Origin of the sequence: Leisingera aquaemixtae (assembly GCF_019801145.1) — a bacterium.
Lineage (GTDB): Bacteria > Pseudomonadota > Alphaproteobacteria > Rhodobacterales > Rhodobacteraceae > Leisingera > Leisingera aquaemixtae_A.
Genome location: NZ_JAHVJQ010000001.1, coordinates 155187 through 170759 on the forward strand (window position 1 = coordinate 155187; position 15573 = coordinate 170759).

Annotated in this window: 14 protein-coding genes and 5 tRNA genes; 13 read left to right on the forward strand and 6 right to left on the reverse strand. The window is 64.6% G+C overall.

What is annotated here, in order from left to right; all coding sequences use genetic code 11:
- Positions 1 to 55: 55 nt before the first annotated feature.
- From KUW17_RS00750 to KUW17_RS00785, 8 genes are all read left to right on the forward strand, one after another.
- The gene (locus tag KUW17_RS00750) at positions 56 to 478 is read left to right on the forward strand and encodes an HU family DNA-binding protein (protein WP_222475209.1); all 423 of its coding nucleotides are present in this window, start codon (positions 56 to 58) and stop codon (positions 476 to 478) included.
- A 67-nt stretch (positions 479 to 545) separates the two neighbouring features.
- A tRNA-Val gene (locus tag KUW17_RS00755) sits at positions 546 to 620 on the forward strand.
- A gap of 114 nt (positions 621 to 734) precedes the next feature.
- Entirely contained in the window at positions 735 to 1304 is a 570-nt protein-coding gene (locus KUW17_RS00760; RefSeq protein WP_222475210.1) for a histidine phosphatase family protein, read from the forward strand.
- Positions 1305 to 1380: 76 nt separating this feature from the next.
- Positions 1381 to 1456 (forward strand) — tRNA-Val (locus KUW17_RS00765).
- Positions 1457 to 1656: 200 nt separating this feature from the next.
- Positions 1657 to 1733 (forward strand) — tRNA-Asp (locus tag KUW17_RS00770).
- Between the two features lie 82 nt (positions 1734 to 1815).
- A tRNA-Asp gene (locus KUW17_RS00775) sits at positions 1816 to 1892 on the forward strand.
- 67 nt (positions 1893 to 1959) lie between these two features.
- Positions 1960 to 2036, forward strand: a tRNA-Asp gene (locus KUW17_RS00780).
- Positions 2037 to 2156: 120 nt separating this feature from the next.
- Positions 2157 to 3140, forward strand: coding sequence for a DUF922 domain-containing protein (locus KUW17_RS00785; RefSeq protein WP_222475211.1), 984 nt, complete (start codon positions 2157 to 2159; stop codon positions 3138 to 3140).
- A gap of 6 nt (positions 3141 to 3146) precedes the next feature.
- On the opposite strand, the gene KUW17_RS00790 is transcribed toward KUW17_RS00785, so the two are convergent.
- The 4 genes from KUW17_RS00790 to KUW17_RS00805 all read right to left on the reverse strand — a co-directional run bounded on the left by KUW17_RS00790 (position 3147) and on the right by KUW17_RS00805 (position 6517).
- A complete protein-coding gene (locus tag KUW17_RS00790) occupies positions 3147 to 3530 on the reverse strand; it encodes a DUF4440 domain-containing protein (RefSeq protein WP_222475212.1) in 384 nt (127 codons plus the stop codon).
- Between the two features lie 68 nt (positions 3531 to 3598).
- Positions 3599 to 3820 carry a hypothetical protein gene (locus KUW17_RS00795; protein WP_222475213.1) on the reverse strand — a complete coding sequence of 74 codons (222 nt, stop codon included), beginning with the start codon at positions 3818 to 3820 and terminating at the stop codon, positions 3599 to 3601.
- Between the two features lie 127 nt (positions 3821 to 3947).
- Positions 3948 to 4826, reverse strand: a complete 879-nt coding sequence (locus KUW17_RS00800; RefSeq protein ID WP_222475214.1) for an alpha/beta fold hydrolase — start codon at positions 4824 to 4826, stop codon at positions 3948 to 3950.
- A gap of 299 nt (positions 4827 to 5125) precedes the next feature.
- Positions 5126 to 6517 (reverse strand): M20/M25/M40 family metallo-hydrolase, encoded by a 1392-nt coding sequence (locus KUW17_RS00805; protein WP_222475215.1) that lies wholly within the window; start codon positions 6515 to 6517, stop codon positions 5126 to 5128.
- Between the two features lie 388 nt (positions 6518 to 6905).
- Here KUW17_RS00805 and hemA point away from each other — a divergent pair, with 388 nt between their 5' ends.
- The 3 genes from hemA to ispG all read left to right on the forward strand — a co-directional run bounded on the left by hemA (position 6906) and on the right by ispG (position 10730).
- On the forward strand, positions 6906 to 8141 hold the full coding sequence (gene hemA, locus KUW17_RS00810) for a 5-aminolevulinate synthase (protein ID WP_222475216.1): 1236 nt from the start codon (positions 6906 to 6908) through the stop codon (positions 8139 to 8141).
- A 130-nt stretch (positions 8142 to 8271) separates the two neighbouring features.
- Entirely contained in the window at positions 8272 to 9504 is a 1233-nt protein-coding gene (locus tag KUW17_RS00815) for a helix-turn-helix domain-containing protein (protein ID WP_222475218.1), read from the forward strand.
- Positions 9505 to 9608: 104 nt separating this feature from the next.
- The gene (gene ispG / locus KUW17_RS00820; protein WP_222475220.1) at positions 9609 to 10730 is read left to right on the forward strand and encodes a flavodoxin-dependent (E)-4-hydroxy-3-methylbut-2-enyl-diphosphate synthase; all 1122 of its coding nucleotides are present in this window, start codon (positions 9609 to 9611) and stop codon (positions 10728 to 10730) included.
- A 79-nt stretch (positions 10731 to 10809) separates the two neighbouring features.
- Here ispG and KUW17_RS00825 read toward each other — a convergent pair whose 3' ends face one another.
- Positions 10810 to 11574 (reverse strand): DsbA family protein, encoded by a 765-nt coding sequence (locus KUW17_RS00825; RefSeq protein WP_222475222.1) that lies wholly within the window; start codon positions 11572 to 11574, stop codon positions 10810 to 10812.
- The gene (locus KUW17_RS00830; RefSeq protein WP_222475224.1) at positions 11571 to 12950 is read right to left on the reverse strand and encodes a M48 family metalloprotease; all 1380 of its coding nucleotides are present in this window, start codon (positions 12948 to 12950) and stop codon (positions 11571 to 11573) included. Before KUW17_RS00830 ends, KUW17_RS00825 begins: the two co-directional genes overlap by 4 nt.
- Here KUW17_RS00830 and KUW17_RS00835 point away from each other — a divergent pair.
- Both KUW17_RS00835 and KUW17_RS00840 read left to right on the forward strand, forming a co-directional pair.
- Positions 12949 to 14094 carry a pyridoxal phosphate-dependent aminotransferase gene (locus KUW17_RS00835; RefSeq protein WP_222475226.1) on the forward strand — a complete coding sequence of 382 codons (1146 nt, stop codon included), beginning with the start codon at positions 12949 to 12951 and terminating at the stop codon, positions 14092 to 14094. The genes KUW17_RS00830 and KUW17_RS00835 overlap by 2 nt on opposite strands.
- A 104-nt stretch (positions 14095 to 14198) precedes the next feature.
- Positions 14199 to 15428 (forward strand): N-acetylmuramoyl-L-alanine amidase, encoded by a 1230-nt coding sequence (locus tag KUW17_RS00840; RefSeq protein ID WP_222475228.1) that lies wholly within the window; start codon positions 14199 to 14201, stop codon positions 15426 to 15428.
- Positions 15429 to 15573 lie beyond the last annotated feature (145 nt).

The window sequence follows — 15573 nt, forward strand, 5'->3', positions numbered from 1 at the left end:
GGGTGCGCCAGCGCGAACGCCAGGAGCGGGATTCTTTCAGGCAAAGGGGCAGTAAATGGCACGAACGGCAAAGAAAAGCGGGGCATCCGCGCGCAAACCGGCCGCTGGCAAGGCCGCCGCGCGCAAGACGGGCGCGGCTAAACCAGCAGATGCGGCACCGGCGGCGCCGGAGCCGGTGGTTGTTGCCGCCGCAGCGCCCGTGGTCCAGGCCGCGGCACTGGCCAAGAGGGAGCTGGTGGAACAGGCCGTTGAACGCTCCGGCGTCAAGAAGAAGGACGCCAAGCCGGTGGTCGAGGCGGTTCTGGCGCTGCTGGGGGAGGCCGTTGCAGAGGGTCGTGAGCTGAACCTGAAACCCTTTGGCAAGCTGCGCGTCAACCGCAGTCAGGAGCGCGGCAACGGCCGGGTGTTCGTTTGCAGGCTGCGCCAGCCGCAGACGGTTGAAGGCACGGCGAATGCCGGGGCAGAAGAAAATACATAAGAACGCCAAAATTCTTCCATTGCCCCTCTTGCGGAGCCCGCAGCGGACCGTTAAAAGCCTGCCTCACGGGTGATTAGCTCAGTGGTAGAGCGCTTCGTTCACATCGAAGATGTCAGGAGTTCAAATCTCTTATCACCCACCATTATTCCTGAAAGGCGCTCCCTGAAAAGGTTGAGCGCCTTTTGTCTTTCCGGGGTTTCGCTGGGGGAGTTGTGCCGCTACCAATTTGCCTGAAAAAACGGGCAGGGGGCATATCATGCAATTTCCGAAAATCTGGCTGCTGCGGCACGGGCAGACCGAATGGAATGCAGAGCACCGCATTCAGGGGCAGTTGGAATCGCCGCTGAGCCCATTGGGAGTGGAGCACGCCCGCAGGCAGGCTGTGCTGATGGCGCCGGTGATGGCGCAGACGCCCGCATGTTATGCCTCGCCGCTGGGCCGGGCGCAGCAGACCGCGGATATTGCCCTGGGCGGTGCGCCTTTCCTGACCGATCCGCGCCTGGCGGAAGCTTATGCGGGGGTGTTCCAGGGCATGACGCTGGAAGAAGTGGCAGAACAGTATCCGCTAGTTTACGGCGGCAACCCGCGCAATCTCGACCTGTTCTGCGAGGCGCCGGGAGGTGAGGGGTATGACAGCTTTCATGCCCGGATCCTGGATTTCATGCAGTCCTTGACCGGGCCGTCGGTGGTGGTGGCGCACGGGCTGCTGGGGCAGGTGATGCGCGGCATCGTCTGCGGGCTCAGCCGCGACCGGATGGCGGCGCTGCCGAACGGGCAGGGCTGTGTCTATGTGCTGGAAAACGGACGCGAAACGGTGCTGGAGTAGCCGTCTGCTGCGCGCAAAGAAATTCTGCGATTTCCTCTTGCACTGTCCGGCGTCATTGTCTAAATCCGCCGTCACCGGGTGATTAGCTCAGTTGGTAGAGCGCTTCGTTTACACCGAAGATGTCGGGAGTTCGAGTCTCTCATCACCCACCATTCCCCCTGTTCGAAGTATCATGAATGCCCCGCAAGGCAGCTGCTTGCTGCGGGTGTTTTCTGTTGCTTTTCAGGGGCTTGAATTGCGCGGCGGATTTTTTTCCGGGAAAGTCGGGAAAATGGCAAAACACCGCTTGACGGCTTGGGGGGCGGGGAATATTACAGCCCAACATTCAGCAGCGATGCTGAATGCGCAGCGGGCGGTTGTAGCTCAGTTGGTTAGAGTACCGGCCTGTCACGCCGGGGGTCGCGGGTTCGAGCCCCGTCAACCGCGCCACTGCTGTGCCCTGTCCCGGGGCTGAACAGGGACCGCCCCGGAGGGGACCTGGATCGGAAACGGTCCGCCGCAAGGCGAAAATGCGGTTGTAGCTCAGTTGGTTAGAGTACCGGCCTGTCACGCCGGGGGTCGCGGGTTCGAGCCCCGTCAACCGCGCCACTTTCGCCCGCCGCCCTGGCGTTTCAGGGTCCGCCCCGGACGGGGAACATAGCCGAAAGGCCCATGCGCGGTTGTAGCTCAGTTGGTTAGAGTACCGGCCTGTCACGCCGGGGGTCGCGGGTTCGAGCCCCGTCAACCGCGCCACTTTCCCTCCTTCTCCGCATAAATTCTCATCAATCAGGCCTGCCTGTGATACATTTGCTGCGCGGCGGCTGGCGGCTGCCTGCGTATTGTTGTGTGTATTTACAGAAGGGGAGGCAGGCGATGGGCGTCGACGTGAAGGTCAAGCTGCCGAAACCATCAAAGAAGCCCTACAAAGTTTCAGCCATCGATATCGACGGGGTGCGGGACGCGCTGGACAGCAAGGATGCCTGGGGCAGCTACGACCCGGCGCCGGTGTTCGTGCCCAAGTTTGCCAAGGACAAATCGGTCAGCCAGATCACGGTGTCCTGCAAGCCGGTGGCCAGGCAGCCCTCCTGGGCGGAGTACGGCAAGACCACCAAGAAGCGGCAGGCGGAATGGGACCGGATGATCAAGGCGCTGGAGAAGTATCTGACCGCGCTGCACAATCTGGCTCTGGAGTCAGCGGCGAAGTTTGCGGCCAGGATGCAGGCGCGGAAGGAGCCGCTGCAGAAGGATGAGCTGAAGGCGCTGTTCAAGGAGGCCAAGGAGGCGATGCTGGCGGCGGTCGAGGGCTATGCGTCGAAGACCTCGAACGGCTACAGCGTGGGGGTCAAGCTGGACGACGTGCCGCCGGATCCCGCGGTGTTCAAAAAGACCATCCCGAAGCCCAAGGACGTGTCCTATTCGGTCAGCGGCAAGACCATCGAAGCGGTGTTCAAGGCGCTGAACAAACGCAGTTTCTGGGGGCGCTACCGGTCAAATGCCAGCTATTCGGCCAGTTTTCAGCTGGACGGCCATGTGAAGGAGTTCAAGCTGACCAGCAAGCCGGTCGTCACGATGCCCAAGTGGAAGGAATACAGCAAGGGCAACAAGGGGCAAAAGGGCAGCTGGGACACCATGTGGAAGAAGCTCTATGCCCATGAGAACAACCACCACAAGATTTTCACCGATTGCGTGGCAGCGCTGGAGACGAGCCTGGCGTCGGAGAATGTTCTGAAGGCGGATCTTAAGTCATTCTGGGAGACCGAAACCAAGGAATGGCAGAAGAAGCAGGACGCTTATGACAGCAAGACAGACCACGGGGTGAAGGAGGGAGTCGAGCTTGACGCCTCGCATGACCCCTGAAGGCGATCAAGCGGTCGGGGTGTCCTGACTGAAGGTGTTGAGCCAGCCGTCTTCGCCCTGCTCCCAGAGGGAAGAGATCAGCATTTCCTTCCACTCCTGGCTGGCGGCCGGGCGGTAGGCGGCGCGGTAGCAGAGCAGAACCGTGTCCCCGGAGATGACACGCAGCTGCGCGTCGTTGAGGCGGTAGTCCGCCATCACCGGCCCGGCGTTCAGCTGACCACAATGGCATGCCTTGTCCGAAAAGCCGCTGGGATAGACACCAAGGAAATCCTCCGACAGCATCCGGCCGTCGGCCTCCGGGTCGCCTGCAACCAGCGCCTGCCAGACCTTGATTTCCAAGGCGAGGATTTCGGCCAGCAGCGGCCCGTCTGTCAGAATCTTCGTGCTCATGCCGCCAGCCTGCCGCTGCAGGCCACCCGATGCAAGCCGTGCAGCGGCCGAAGGGGGGGGGGAGGCGGTCAGAGCGCGGGCGGGTTCGGGTTGGCCTCGGTGTCGTGGCGCCAGCCGGTCAGTTCCGTGTTGACCCATTGCTTGAGGCGTTCCAGGTCCGGTTTCGGGCTGGATTCCAAGTAGCGCAGCAGCACCCGGGTGCCGTGCTGATACCCGGCCCGGTAGCTTTCCTCCGGGTCGGTCTGGTTGCCCTCGAAACCGGGCGGGCGGTTGAACCTGCTTTGTGACATGTGCTGCCTCCGTTTGCCTATCGCTCGCGTGTTTCCGCAAGGGTAGGGCAAGAGCGATAAGCGAGTCTTAACCGGTGCGTAAAACGAACGGAAAACGGCGCGGTTCTGGCAGGGCTTTGCAGGCGTTTCAGGGCTGCGGCAGCGGCCCGAGGAAATCCAGCAGTGCGGCAGCAGTTTCCTCTGGCGCGCTGTCGATAAAGAAATGCCCGCCGGGGATGGCGCGCGCAGTCATGTCCTGCAGGCGCGGCGCCCAGGTGGCGGCGACGTCATAGGCCCGGGCCATGGCGCCATCGGCGCCGTAGAGCACCAGCGCCGGGCAGCGGACCTTGCGGCTGAGGTCGCGGGCGTCGTCGTGGAAATCCACCTCGATCGCGGCCCGGTAGTCGTTGCACATGGCGTGCACGCAGGCGGGGTCCGCCCAGGCGCGCCGGTAGGCGGCCAGCGCATCAGGCGGGAAATCCGACAGCGAGGCGCCGCCCCAGCCCAGCAGGCAGCTTTCGAAGTAGGCCTGCGGATCGGCGCCGATCATCCGCTCCGGCAGCGGCGCGGGCTGGGCCAGGAAGAACCAGTGGTAATAGGCGCGGGCGACCTGCCGGGTCAGCTGGTCCAGCAGCAGATGGGTCGGGATGATGTCCATCACGGTGAGGCTGGCGACGGCTTCGGGTGCATCCAGCGCCAGCCGGTGCGCGGTGCGGCCGCCGCGGTCGTGCCCGGCCAGGTGGAAGCGCGGAAACCCCAGCGCCTGCATCAGCGCCAGCTGGTCGGTGGCCATGCTGCGGAAGCTCATGGCGTCCACGCCCTCGGGCTTGGAGCTGGCGCCATAGCCGCGCAGGTCCGCCGTAACCACTGTGAAGCGGCGGGCGAGGGCGGGGATGGCGTCCTCCCACATCTCCTTGGTTTGCGGAAAGCCGTGCAGCAGCAGAAGCGGCGGGCCGCCGCCGCGCCTTGTATAAGCGATTTCCTGGCCGTTCACCTGAAGTGTGCCGGTTTCGATGACGGCTGGCATGGGCTCTCTCCCTTTTCTGGGGGCGTCTGGCGTATTGGAGCCGCAGCTGTCCGCCGTATCAAGCCCGCCGTTGCGTTTGGGTGAAACGGGAGGGCTCCCGCGTCTTGGCGCGGCATCTTGGATGCCGCACAGCAAGCCTTGGGCCCGGCGCTGTGCGGATGCACAGCGCGCGCCGCCTGTGGCGGCGCCTGGCCCAACGGGAAGAGGGGCTCTTCAGAGCCTTGATGGAGGGCGGGAGAGTGCCCTGTTGTTTGGGGAGGAACTGTGGCGGGGCGGACGATTTGCCCGCCCCACGGTCCTTATTTCTGTGTCAGCGCATCGAGAATGCGGGCCCAGGAGCGGATGCCCTTGTGGAAGCTCTTCAGATCGTACTTCTCGTTCGGCGAGTGGATCGCGTCATCCTCGTTGGCAAAGCCGGCCAGCATCGATTCCATGCCCAGGATCGACTTGAAGAAACCCGCAATCGGGATCGAGCCGCCCATGCCGCAGAACACCGCCTCGCGCTGCCACTCGTCCGAAAGCGCGGCGCGGGCGGCGGCGAATTCGGGGCGGGTGATGTCCATGACAGAGGCCTTGGAGCCTTCGAGATCGTTGTCCCAGACCACCCTGCAGTCGGGCTTCAGCTGCGCCTCCACGTGCTTGCGGATCTTCACCCGCAGCGCGTCCGGGTCCATGTCGCCGACCAGGCGGCAGGTGATCTTGCAATGCGCCTCCGACGGGATCACGGTCTTGGAACCGGCGCCGTTGTAGCCGCCCCAGAGGCCGTTCACCTCAAGCGTCGGGCGCGCCCATTGCTGTTCCAGCACCGAGCGGTCCTTTTCGCCGTGCGCCTGGGTGTAGCCCGCGTTGGAGAGGTAGTCCTTCTCGTCGAAGCCGCAGCCCTCCCACTGGCGCAGCTGGTCCTCGGGCACCTCGTGCACGCCTTCATAGAAACCTTCGACCGCCACCTTGCCGGTCTCTTCGTCATAGAAGGAGGCGACGATGCGGCTGAGCTCGCGCAGGGGGTTGAGGCCGGGGCCGCCGTAATGGCCGGAGTGCAGGTCGATGCGGGGGCCGACGAGGGTAAACTCATCCTTCAGCATGCCGCGCAGCTGCGAGGAGATCGACGGCACCCCGCGCGACACCATGGAGGTGTCGCAGATCAGAGCGATGTCGGCTTTCAGCTCCTCTGCGTTGGCCTCCATGAAGGGAATGAGCGACGGAGAGCCGGATTCTTCTTCGCCCTCGAAGAAGAAGGTGATGCGGCAGGGCAGGGAGCCGTTGACGGCCTTCCAGGCGCGGCAGGCCTCGACAAAGGTCATCAGCTGGCCCTTGTCGTCCGAAGAGCCGCGGCCGCGGATCACGGTGCCGTTCGGGGTCTCCTCCAGCTGCGGCTCGAACGGCGGCGTGTTCCAGAGGTTCAGCGGGTCGACAGGCTGCACATCATAATGGCCGTAGAACAGCACATGCGGGGCATCGGTGTTTTCCTCGCCCACGTGGCCGACCACCATCGGGTGGCCGGAGGTGGCGCGCTTTTCCGCCTTGATGCCGATGGAGTTCAGGTCGGCGACCAGCCAGTCGGCGGCTTTGTCGCATTCGGCCTTGAAGGCCGGGTCGGTGGAAATCGACTGGATCCGCAGCAGCTCCATCAGCCGTTCGGTTGCGGCGTCCAGCTCTGCGTCGATCCGGTCCAGAACGTCATTCAGTGCCATCTCTTGCTCTCCTGTTTGTCCGGGGGAGGCCCGGGAAACGGGCCAATTTGCCGCGGACCCTAGCAGCGCGGTTGGGGAGGGGCCAGAGGCCGCAGTGCCGGAATTTTCCGGCATTTCCGGCTGCCGCGGTTTCCGATCCTGCGCATTTTGCTGCAGAACCGGCGCCAGATACGACGCAAACGGCCAAAGGTTGGCCGCAGCTGTCCTTGCCCGGCGCCTGTTTAAGTTTTATTTGACCTGCATCAATGTTGCGCACCCCCGGCGGCGCGTATGCAGTTGATCGAAGGGGACGCCTAAGGTAACCATTCGCGAACGTGATTGCGGCCTTACCGTCAACAGACCCGTGCCCTTTACACAGCCCGCGTGCTCCGCAGGAGCACAATTAGCTATGGAGATGCCGGTGGACTATACCGCGAAACTGGACGCAGCGATTGCCAGCCTTCACGAAGAGGGCCGTTACAGGACCTTCATCGACATCGAACGCAAGAAGGGCCATTTCCCGCATGCGGTCTGGACCCGTCCCGACGGCACCAAGCAGGACATCACCGTGTGGTGCGGCAACGACTATCTCGGCATGGGGCAGAACCCGGTGGTGCTGGACGCGATGCATGACGCCATCGACTCTACCGGCGCAGGCTCCGGCGGCACCCGCAACATCTCCGGCACCACGGTGTACCACAAGCAGCTGGAGGCCGAGCTGGCCGACCTGCACGGCAAGGAAGCGGCGCTGCTGTTCACCTCTGCCTATATCGCCAATGACGCGACCCTGAGCACGCTGCCCAAGCTGTTCCCCGGGCTGATCATCTATTCCGACGCGCTGAACCATGCCTCGATGATCGAGGGCGTGCGCCGCAACGGCGGCGCCAAGCGCATCTTTCGCCACAACGACGTCGCCCACCTGCGCGAGCTGCTGGAAGCCGACGACCCCGCGGCGCCCAAGCTGATCGCCTTCGAATCGGTCTATTCGATGGACGGCGATTTCGGCCCGATTGCCGAAATCTGCGACCTGGCCGACGAATTCGGCGCCCTGACCTATATAGACGAGGTGCACGCGGTCGGCATGTACGGCCCCCGCGGCGGCGGCGTCACCGAGCGCGACCAGCTGGCACACCGTATCGACATCATCAACGGCACCTTGGCCAAGGCCTATGGCGTGATGGGCGGCTATATCGCCGCTTCGGCCAAGATGTGCGACGCCATCCGCTCCTATGCGCCTGGCTTCATCTTCACCACCTCGCTGGCGCCTGCCGTGGCAGCGGGGGCGGCGGCCTCGGTCGCCTATCTGAAAGGCGCGCAGGACCTGCGCGACAAGCATCAGGACCAGGCAAAGGTGCTGAAACTGCGCCTCAAGGGGCTGGGCCTGCCGATCATCGATCACGGCAGCCACATCGTGCCGGTGATCGTCGGCAATCCGGTCCATACCAAAGTGCTGTCCGATCACTTGCTGGAGGATTACGGCATCTACGTGCAGCCGATCAACTTCCCCACCGTGCCGCGCGGCACCGAGCGCCTGCGCTTCACGCCCTCGCCGGTGCACGGCCCCAAGGAGATCGATGCGCTGGTAAAGGCAATGGACTCATTGTGGTCGCATTGTGCGCTGAATCGTGCCGAACTTGCCGGTTAACATACTGATCAGTGTAAATTAACACTGAGTGTGTTACGCTGTTGCTAATCAATGAACGGATCTGAGTCGCAAATGTGATTCTTTCACCGTACAGAAACGATGGCGGCAGGCAAAATATGGGACGGCAGGCATGATCGGGCGCTTCACCCAGCGCAAGCAAGATGACCATGGCGGAACGTTGGAGCCGAAAGGTTTTGATGATTTCGAGCTGAAGCTTGGCGACGTGATGCGCGGCGAGCGGGCCACCATGGGCAAATCGCTGCTCGACGTCCAGCGCGAGCTGCGGATCAAGGCCTCCTATATCGCTGCCATCGAAAACTCCGACCCTTCGGCCTTTGACACGCCCGGCTTCATCGCCGGCTACGTGCGCTCCTATGCGCGCTACCTGAACATGGATGCCGAGCAGGCGTTCCAGGATTTCTGCAAGGAAAGCGGTTTTTCCGTGGCCCACGGCATGTCGGCGGAAGCCTCCAGCCGCAGCAAGTCCGGCGGCGTGTCCGCTCCTGCGTCCAAGGGGCTGGGCGGGGATGCCTTTGCCTCGCCGAACACACCGTTCATTCCTGCGCCCAGCAGCTTCCTCAGCCAGATCGAGCTGCGGGCCGTCGGTTCGCTGATGGTGCTGGCCGCGCTGATCGGCGGCATCGGCTACGGCGGCTGGGCGGTGCTGAAAGAGGTCCAGCAGGTACAGTTTGCGCCGGTTGACCAGACGCCGGCTGTGCTGGCCGATCTCGACCCGCTCAACAGCGCGGTGCTGGCGGACGCCGGAGACGCCCAGGATCCCGCAGCAGAGGCGCTGGACCGGCTCTACCGCCCGCAGGCTCTGGATGTGCCGGTGCTGGTGGCGCGGGATGCGCCGATTTCCACTATCGATCCGTCGACGCTGGGCAATTTCGCGGCGCCTGAGCTGCCGACTGTTGCGTTGGCGGAGGCCAGCCTGCCGTTTGACGGCTTCGGCCCGCTGCAGCAGCAGACCGCCGAGGGGCCGCAAGTGCCGCAGGTCGTGGCCGAGATTGCCCCGGGTGTGGAAATGGTTGCGGTCCGCCCCTCCTGGGTGCAGGTCACCGCGGCCGACGGCAGCGTGATCCTGGAAACCATCATGGACGCGGGCCAGAGGTTCCAGGTGCCGATGACCGAGGACGCGCCGAAACTGCGCACCGGCGAAAGCAGCGCCATCTATTTCGCTGTCAACGGCGAACATTTCGGCCCAGTCGGCGAACGCGGCCAGGTCACCAAGAATGTCGAGCTGTCGATGGATGCGATTACCGGCCGGTTTGCGCTGGCCGATCTGCAGGACACCCGCAACGAGGCGCTGGCCACCCTGGTGGCGCAGCTGCAGGCGGAAGTGACGCAGCCCTCCGAGTAACTCAAGCGCAGGAATTCGCACATGACGCCCGGTGCCGCCATTGCAGCGCCGGGCGTCTGCACGTATCTAGGCGCTAACAGGATCCAGCCGGGACACCCGCCGCAATGTCGATGAACCACATCCGCCCCTGGCGCCATATCGAGCGCCGCAAAAGCCGCCAGATCCATGTGGGCAATGTGCCCGTCGGCGGCGACGCCCCGATTGCGGTGCAGACCATGACCAACACGCTGACCACCGATGTGGCGGCAACTGTCGCCCAGGTGCAAGCGGCGGCTGAGGCTGGCGCTGATCTGGTGCGGATCTCGGTCCCGGATGAGGCGTCGTCCAAGGCGCTGAAGGAGATCGTGCGCGAAAGCCCGGTGCCGATCGTCGCCGACATCCACTTTCACTACAAGCGCGGCATCGAGGCCGCCGAGGCCGGCGCCGCCTGCCTGCGCATCAACCCGGGCAACATCGGCGATGAAAAGCGCGTGGCCGAGGTGATCAAGGCCGCCCGCGACCACAATTGCTCGATCCGCATCGGGGTGAATGCAGGGAGCCTGGAAAAGCACCTCTTGGACAAATACGGCGAACCCTGCCCGGAGGCGATGGTTGAATCCGGCCTCGACCACATCCGCATTCTGCAGGATCACGACTTTCACGAGTTCAAGATCTCGGTGAAGGCTTCCGACGTGTTCATGTCCGCGGCCGCTTACCAGCAGCTGGCGGAGGCCACCGACGCGCCGATCCATTTGGGCATCACCGAGGCCGGCGGCTTTGTCTCCGGCACCATCAAGTCTGCAATCGGCCTAGGCCAGCTGTTGTGGATGGGCATCGGCGACACCTTGCGCGTCAGCCTCTCCGCCGATCCGGTGGAGGAGGTGAAGGTGGGGTTCGAGATCCTCAAATCACTTGGCCTGCGCCACCGCGGCGTCAACATCATCTCCTGCCCGTCCTGCGCGCGCCAGGGGTTTGACGTGATCAAGACGGTGGAAACGCTGGAGGAGCGGCTGGCCCATATCCACACCCCGATGAGCCTTTCGATCATCGGCTGCGTCGTGAACGGCCCCGGCGAGGCGTTGATGACAGATGTGGGTTTCACCGGCGGCGGCGCAGGTTCCGGTATGGTCTATCTGGCGGGCAAGGCCAGCCACAAGATGTCCAACGAACAGATGGTCGACCACATCGTCGAAGAGGTCGAGAAAAAGGCCGCGCAGATCGAGGCGGCCCAGGAAGCGGCGGAGTAATACTCCAGCCGTTTCATCTTTTCACAAATACTCCGGGGTCCGGGGCTGCGCCCCGGTCCTGCCGGTTCAACTCAACCGATCAGCTCTGCTGCTCGCGGATCTCCGCCACCATGATCTCCATCTGATCGGCCGGCAGGTAGCCGCGCAGAAGTTCGGTGCCCAGCACAAATGTCGGGGTGCCGGAGATCGCCATCTTCTGCGCCAGCGCGCGGGTCTGGCGCAGTTCGGCAGTGACCTCCTCGCTGTCCATCTTGGCAAAGATCGCATCAGCATCCAGCGACAGACCCTCGGCCAGGCGGCGCAGGGCAACCTCGTTCGGCTCGCCGCCGAACTCGATCAGCCCGTCATGCACCTGTTTGTAGGCATCTTCGCCTGCCACATGCTTGGTCGCGACGGCAAAGCGTGCCGACAGCACCGAGGCCTCGCCCAGGATTGGGAATTCCTTGATCACCAGGCGGATGTTGCCGTCGCTTTCCAACAGCTTGGCCACCTCGGGCGCAGCCCGGCGGCAATAGCCGCAGCGGTAGTCCATGAATTCGACCAGGGTGATATCGCCGTCAGGGTTGCCGCCAACCCAGGAATAGCCGTCGTTCTGCAGCTCGGCCAGGTTCTCCTCCACCAGCACGTCATCGCGGGCGGCCTCGGCCTGCTGCTGGCGCTGTTCCAGCAGGTCAACGGCTTCCAGGATCAGCTCCGGGTTGGCCAGGATGTATTCGCGCACCTGCGCGCCGAAGGCTTCGCGCTCAGCCTCGGACATCGCGTTGATGTCAAAGGCCTGCGCCGGGGCGGCCAGCAGGGCGAGGGCGGTGGCAGCCGCGGCGGCGGTGCGGGTGAAAAGGGTCATTTGCGTCTCTTTCTCTTCTGAGCTTGTTCATAGGCCGACAGCACATCTTGCGCCCGCCGGGCGGCGGGGGATCCTGCTGGCAGCTGGGCGACGGCCCGTTTGGCGTGAATGCCGGCGTCGTCCAGACGCCCTTGCAAGGCATAGCGTTCGGCGGTGACCAGCGCCGCCATTCCGGTCTGGCCGGTCTTGGCATAGGCCAGCGACATGTCGCGCAGCAGCACCGGGTTGCGGAAATCGATGGCGCGGGCGCGTTCCATGGACTTGAGCGCGGCCTTGGGCCGGCCTGCCGCCAGCTGGGCGCGGCCGTAGCCGGTCAGGATCAGCGGATCCTTGGGGGCGAGGCTGACGGCCTTGCCATAGGCGGCAAGCGCTGCGGACCACTGGCGGTTCTCGATCAGGATCTGGCCCTTGAGCTCATGATAGAACGGGTCGGACGGCCGGGCCGCCAGCGCTCCGTTCACCGCCTTCAGCGCCTTCTGCAGGCTGTTCTGCCGGTGATAAGCCGCGGCCTCGCGCATCAGGCGGACGTCCTTGTACTGCTCCTCGCGCACCCGGCGCAGGGTCCATTTCGGGGCGCGGGTAAAGGCCGACAGCTTGCCGCGGACGCGGGCGAACCAGTATTGCGCCTCCGGGCTGGCCTCGCCCTTGTCGCCATGCGCCGCCAGATAGGCCTGCGCGGCGCGGATGCGGTCGCGGCTCAGAGGGTGGGAGCGGGTATAGGGGTCCTGGGTGCCTGCGCTCAGCACTTCCTGGCCGGCAAAGGCGCGGTGCAGGTCGACCAGCCCCTGCGGGCTGATGCCGGCGCGGTTCAGGTAATCGGCCGCGGAACGGTCGGCAGAGCTTTCTTCGGCCCGGGTATGGGCCAGGAAGCTGCGCAGGGCAGAGTTCTGGGTGCCGATGGCAATTCCGCCGGCCGCCTCGCCTGCGCCGGCCGCAGCCGCCAGCGCAGCGAGTGCCAGGCCCAGACCTGCAGCACTGTTGGCAGAGCGCAGGTTTTGCATCCGCCGCGACAGGTGGCCATTGGTGATATGGGCGGCCTCGTGGGCCAGCACCGCCTGCAGCATCTCCGGGGAAGTGACCTTGAGGATCAGCCCGTAATGCACGAAAATCGTTCGGGAATCCAAAACGAAGGCATTGAAGGACGAGTCGTTGACCAAGAGGATGCGCACCCGGTTTGCATTCAGCCCCGCGGCGCGCAGCACCGGCGCCGCCAGCCGGTTCAGCCCGTGTTCGATATCCGGATCGCGCAGCAATGAAATGGATGCTGCCTGCGCCGCTGCCGAAAATTGAACCAGCGCGCAAAGAACAAGAGCCGGGATTGACGCCAGCCGGAAGAAACGGTCAAAACTCATGCGCGCACATTGGGAGATAAGCATGCGAAACTCAAGCCGGTCCGAGGTCGATCCCTTCATTGTGATGGATGTGATGGAAGCCGCCCGCAAGGCTGAGGAGGCCGGCCGCCACATCATCCACATGGAGGTGGGGCAGCCCTCGACCGGGGCGCCGTCCGGTGCGCTGAAGGCGCTGGGGAATGCGCTGGAAAACAACGCCTTGGGCTACACGGTTGCCCTGGGCCTGCCCGCACTGCGCAAGCGCATCGCACAGCTGTACGGCGACTGGTACAACGTCGATCTGAACCCGGAGCGAGTGATTGTGACGCCGGGCTCCTCCGGCGCTTTTCTGCTCAGCTTCACCGCTTTGTTCGACAGCGGCGACCGGGTCGGCATCGGCGCGCCGGGCTATCCCTCCTACCGGCAGATCCTGAAAGCGCTGGGGCTGACCCCGGTGGACATCCAGACCGCACCGGAAAACCGGCTGCAGCCGGTCGCGGCGGATCTTGCGGGGCAGAATCTGGCGGGCCTGATGGTGGCGTCGCCTGCCAACCCGACCGGCACCATGCTGGACCACGCGGCGATGGGCGCGCTGATTGATGCAGCGCGGGGCGAGGGCGCCAGCTTCATCTCCGACGAGATCTATCACGGGCTGGAATACGAGGCGAAAGCGGTCACCGCGCTGGAGCTGACCGATGAGTGCTATGTCATCAACTCCTTCTCCAAGTTCTTCTCGATGACCGGCTGGCGGGTCGGCTGGATGGTGGTGCCGGAGGATCATGTGCGGGTGGTCGAACGCATCGCCCAGAACATGTTCATCTGCGCGCCGCACGCCAGCCAGGTGGCGGCGCTGGCCGCACTCGATTGCGAGGACGAGCTGCGCGAGAACCTGGCCATCTACGCAAGGAACCGCCAATTGATGCTGGACGGGCTGCCCAAGGCGGGATTCACCAAGATCGCACCGCCTGACGGGGCGTTTTATGTCTATGCCGATGTGTCGGACCTGACCGATGACAGCCGCAGCTTTGCCGCGGAAATCCTTGAAAAGGCGGGCGTTGCTGTCACGCCGGGGCTGGATTTCGACCCCGTCCGCGGCGCCACCACGCTGCGCTTTTCCTATGCGCGCTCCACCGTGGATATCGAGGAAGGCCTGGCGCGGCTGGCGCTGTTCATGGCGTCGCGCGACTGACCTGCCCTAAAGCCGTGGATAACCCCAGAAGGCGGATTTCCATCCCTTGGCAAATTGCCTAGTCTGCCGGCCAAAAGGGCCGGCAGGCCGGGCAAGAGGCAGAAATGGGCAGACTGATCGCACTCACCGCATTGATCTGGGCCTTGGCGGCAGGCGCCTGGGCGCAATCCGGCAGCAGCCGCTTCAGCGGCCTGGCGCGCATTGACGCCGCCGCCAGCCATGTGCGGGACGCCGGGCAGGGGGCAGAGATCACACTGGGCCTCAGCCAGGGGGTGCCGTACCGGCTGTTCACCCTGGCGGAGCCGCCGCGTCTGGTGCTGGATTTCCAAGAGGTCGACTGGAGCGGGCTGGCGGCCGGGAAGCTGTTGCAGGGCGACCGGATCACTGCTGCGCAATTCGGCACCTATGTGCCCGGCTGGTCGCGGCTGGTGCTGCAACTGGCGAAACCGATGAAGGTCGCCAGCGCCGCGATGCAAGTGGACCAGGTGACAGCAGCGGCCAGCCTTGCGGTGACGCTGGAACCGGCCACGGCAGAGCAGTTTGCCGCCCGTGCCGGTGCGCCGCAGGACCCACGCTGGGACCTGCCCGCGCCGGAAGCGATCGAAGGCAAGGCTGAGCGGGACGAGAATGCACCGCTCTTGGTAATGCTGGACCCGGGCCACGGCGGCATTGATCCGGGCGCCGAGACCGAGGTCGTCGTCGAAAAGCACCTGATGCTGCAGTTCGCCCGAGAACTGGGCGAGGCGCTGGTGCGCTCCGGCCAGTTCACGGTGCAGATGACCCGCAACGACGATTACTTCGTCTCGCTGGAGCGGCGCATTGCGCTGGCGCATCAGGCCGGGGCGGATGTCTTCATCTCGCTGCACGCCGACACCATTTCCGAGGGCCGCGCGCATGGCTCCACCGTCTATACGCTGTCCAAGGACGCCTCGGATGCCGCCTCGGCCAAGCTGGCTGAGCGGCACCTGCGCGGCGATCTGCTGTCGGGCACCGACCTCAGCCAGGCGGACGATGGGGTGACCAGCGTGATGCTGGACCTGGCCCGGCAGGAAACCCAGCCCCGCAGCGACGCGCTGGCAGCGGCGCTGATCGGCGGCCTGCGCGCGCAGGGGCAGCCGATCAACAACCGGCCGCTGCGCTCTGCCGGGTTTTCGGTGCTGAAATCGGCCGATATACCGTCGGTGCTGGTGGAGATCGGCTTTTTGTCCAGCAAGCGCGACCTGAAGAATCTGGTGGATGCAGAGTGGCGGGCCAAGGCGGCCCGCGGCATCCTGAACGGGCTGATCACCTGGCGCGCCCAGGATGATGCGCGCCGCGCGCTGGTGCGGCAGTAGGGCGGCAATCGGCGTTTTCGCGCCGGTTTGGCCGCCTGCCGCGCAAATCGCGGCAACCCGGGGTGAAAACTGGTAGGATTTTCCCACCCTTCCAGGCGAAGAACATCTGTTTCCCGTTTTGACGCGGGCGTTTGCCGTCCCTATA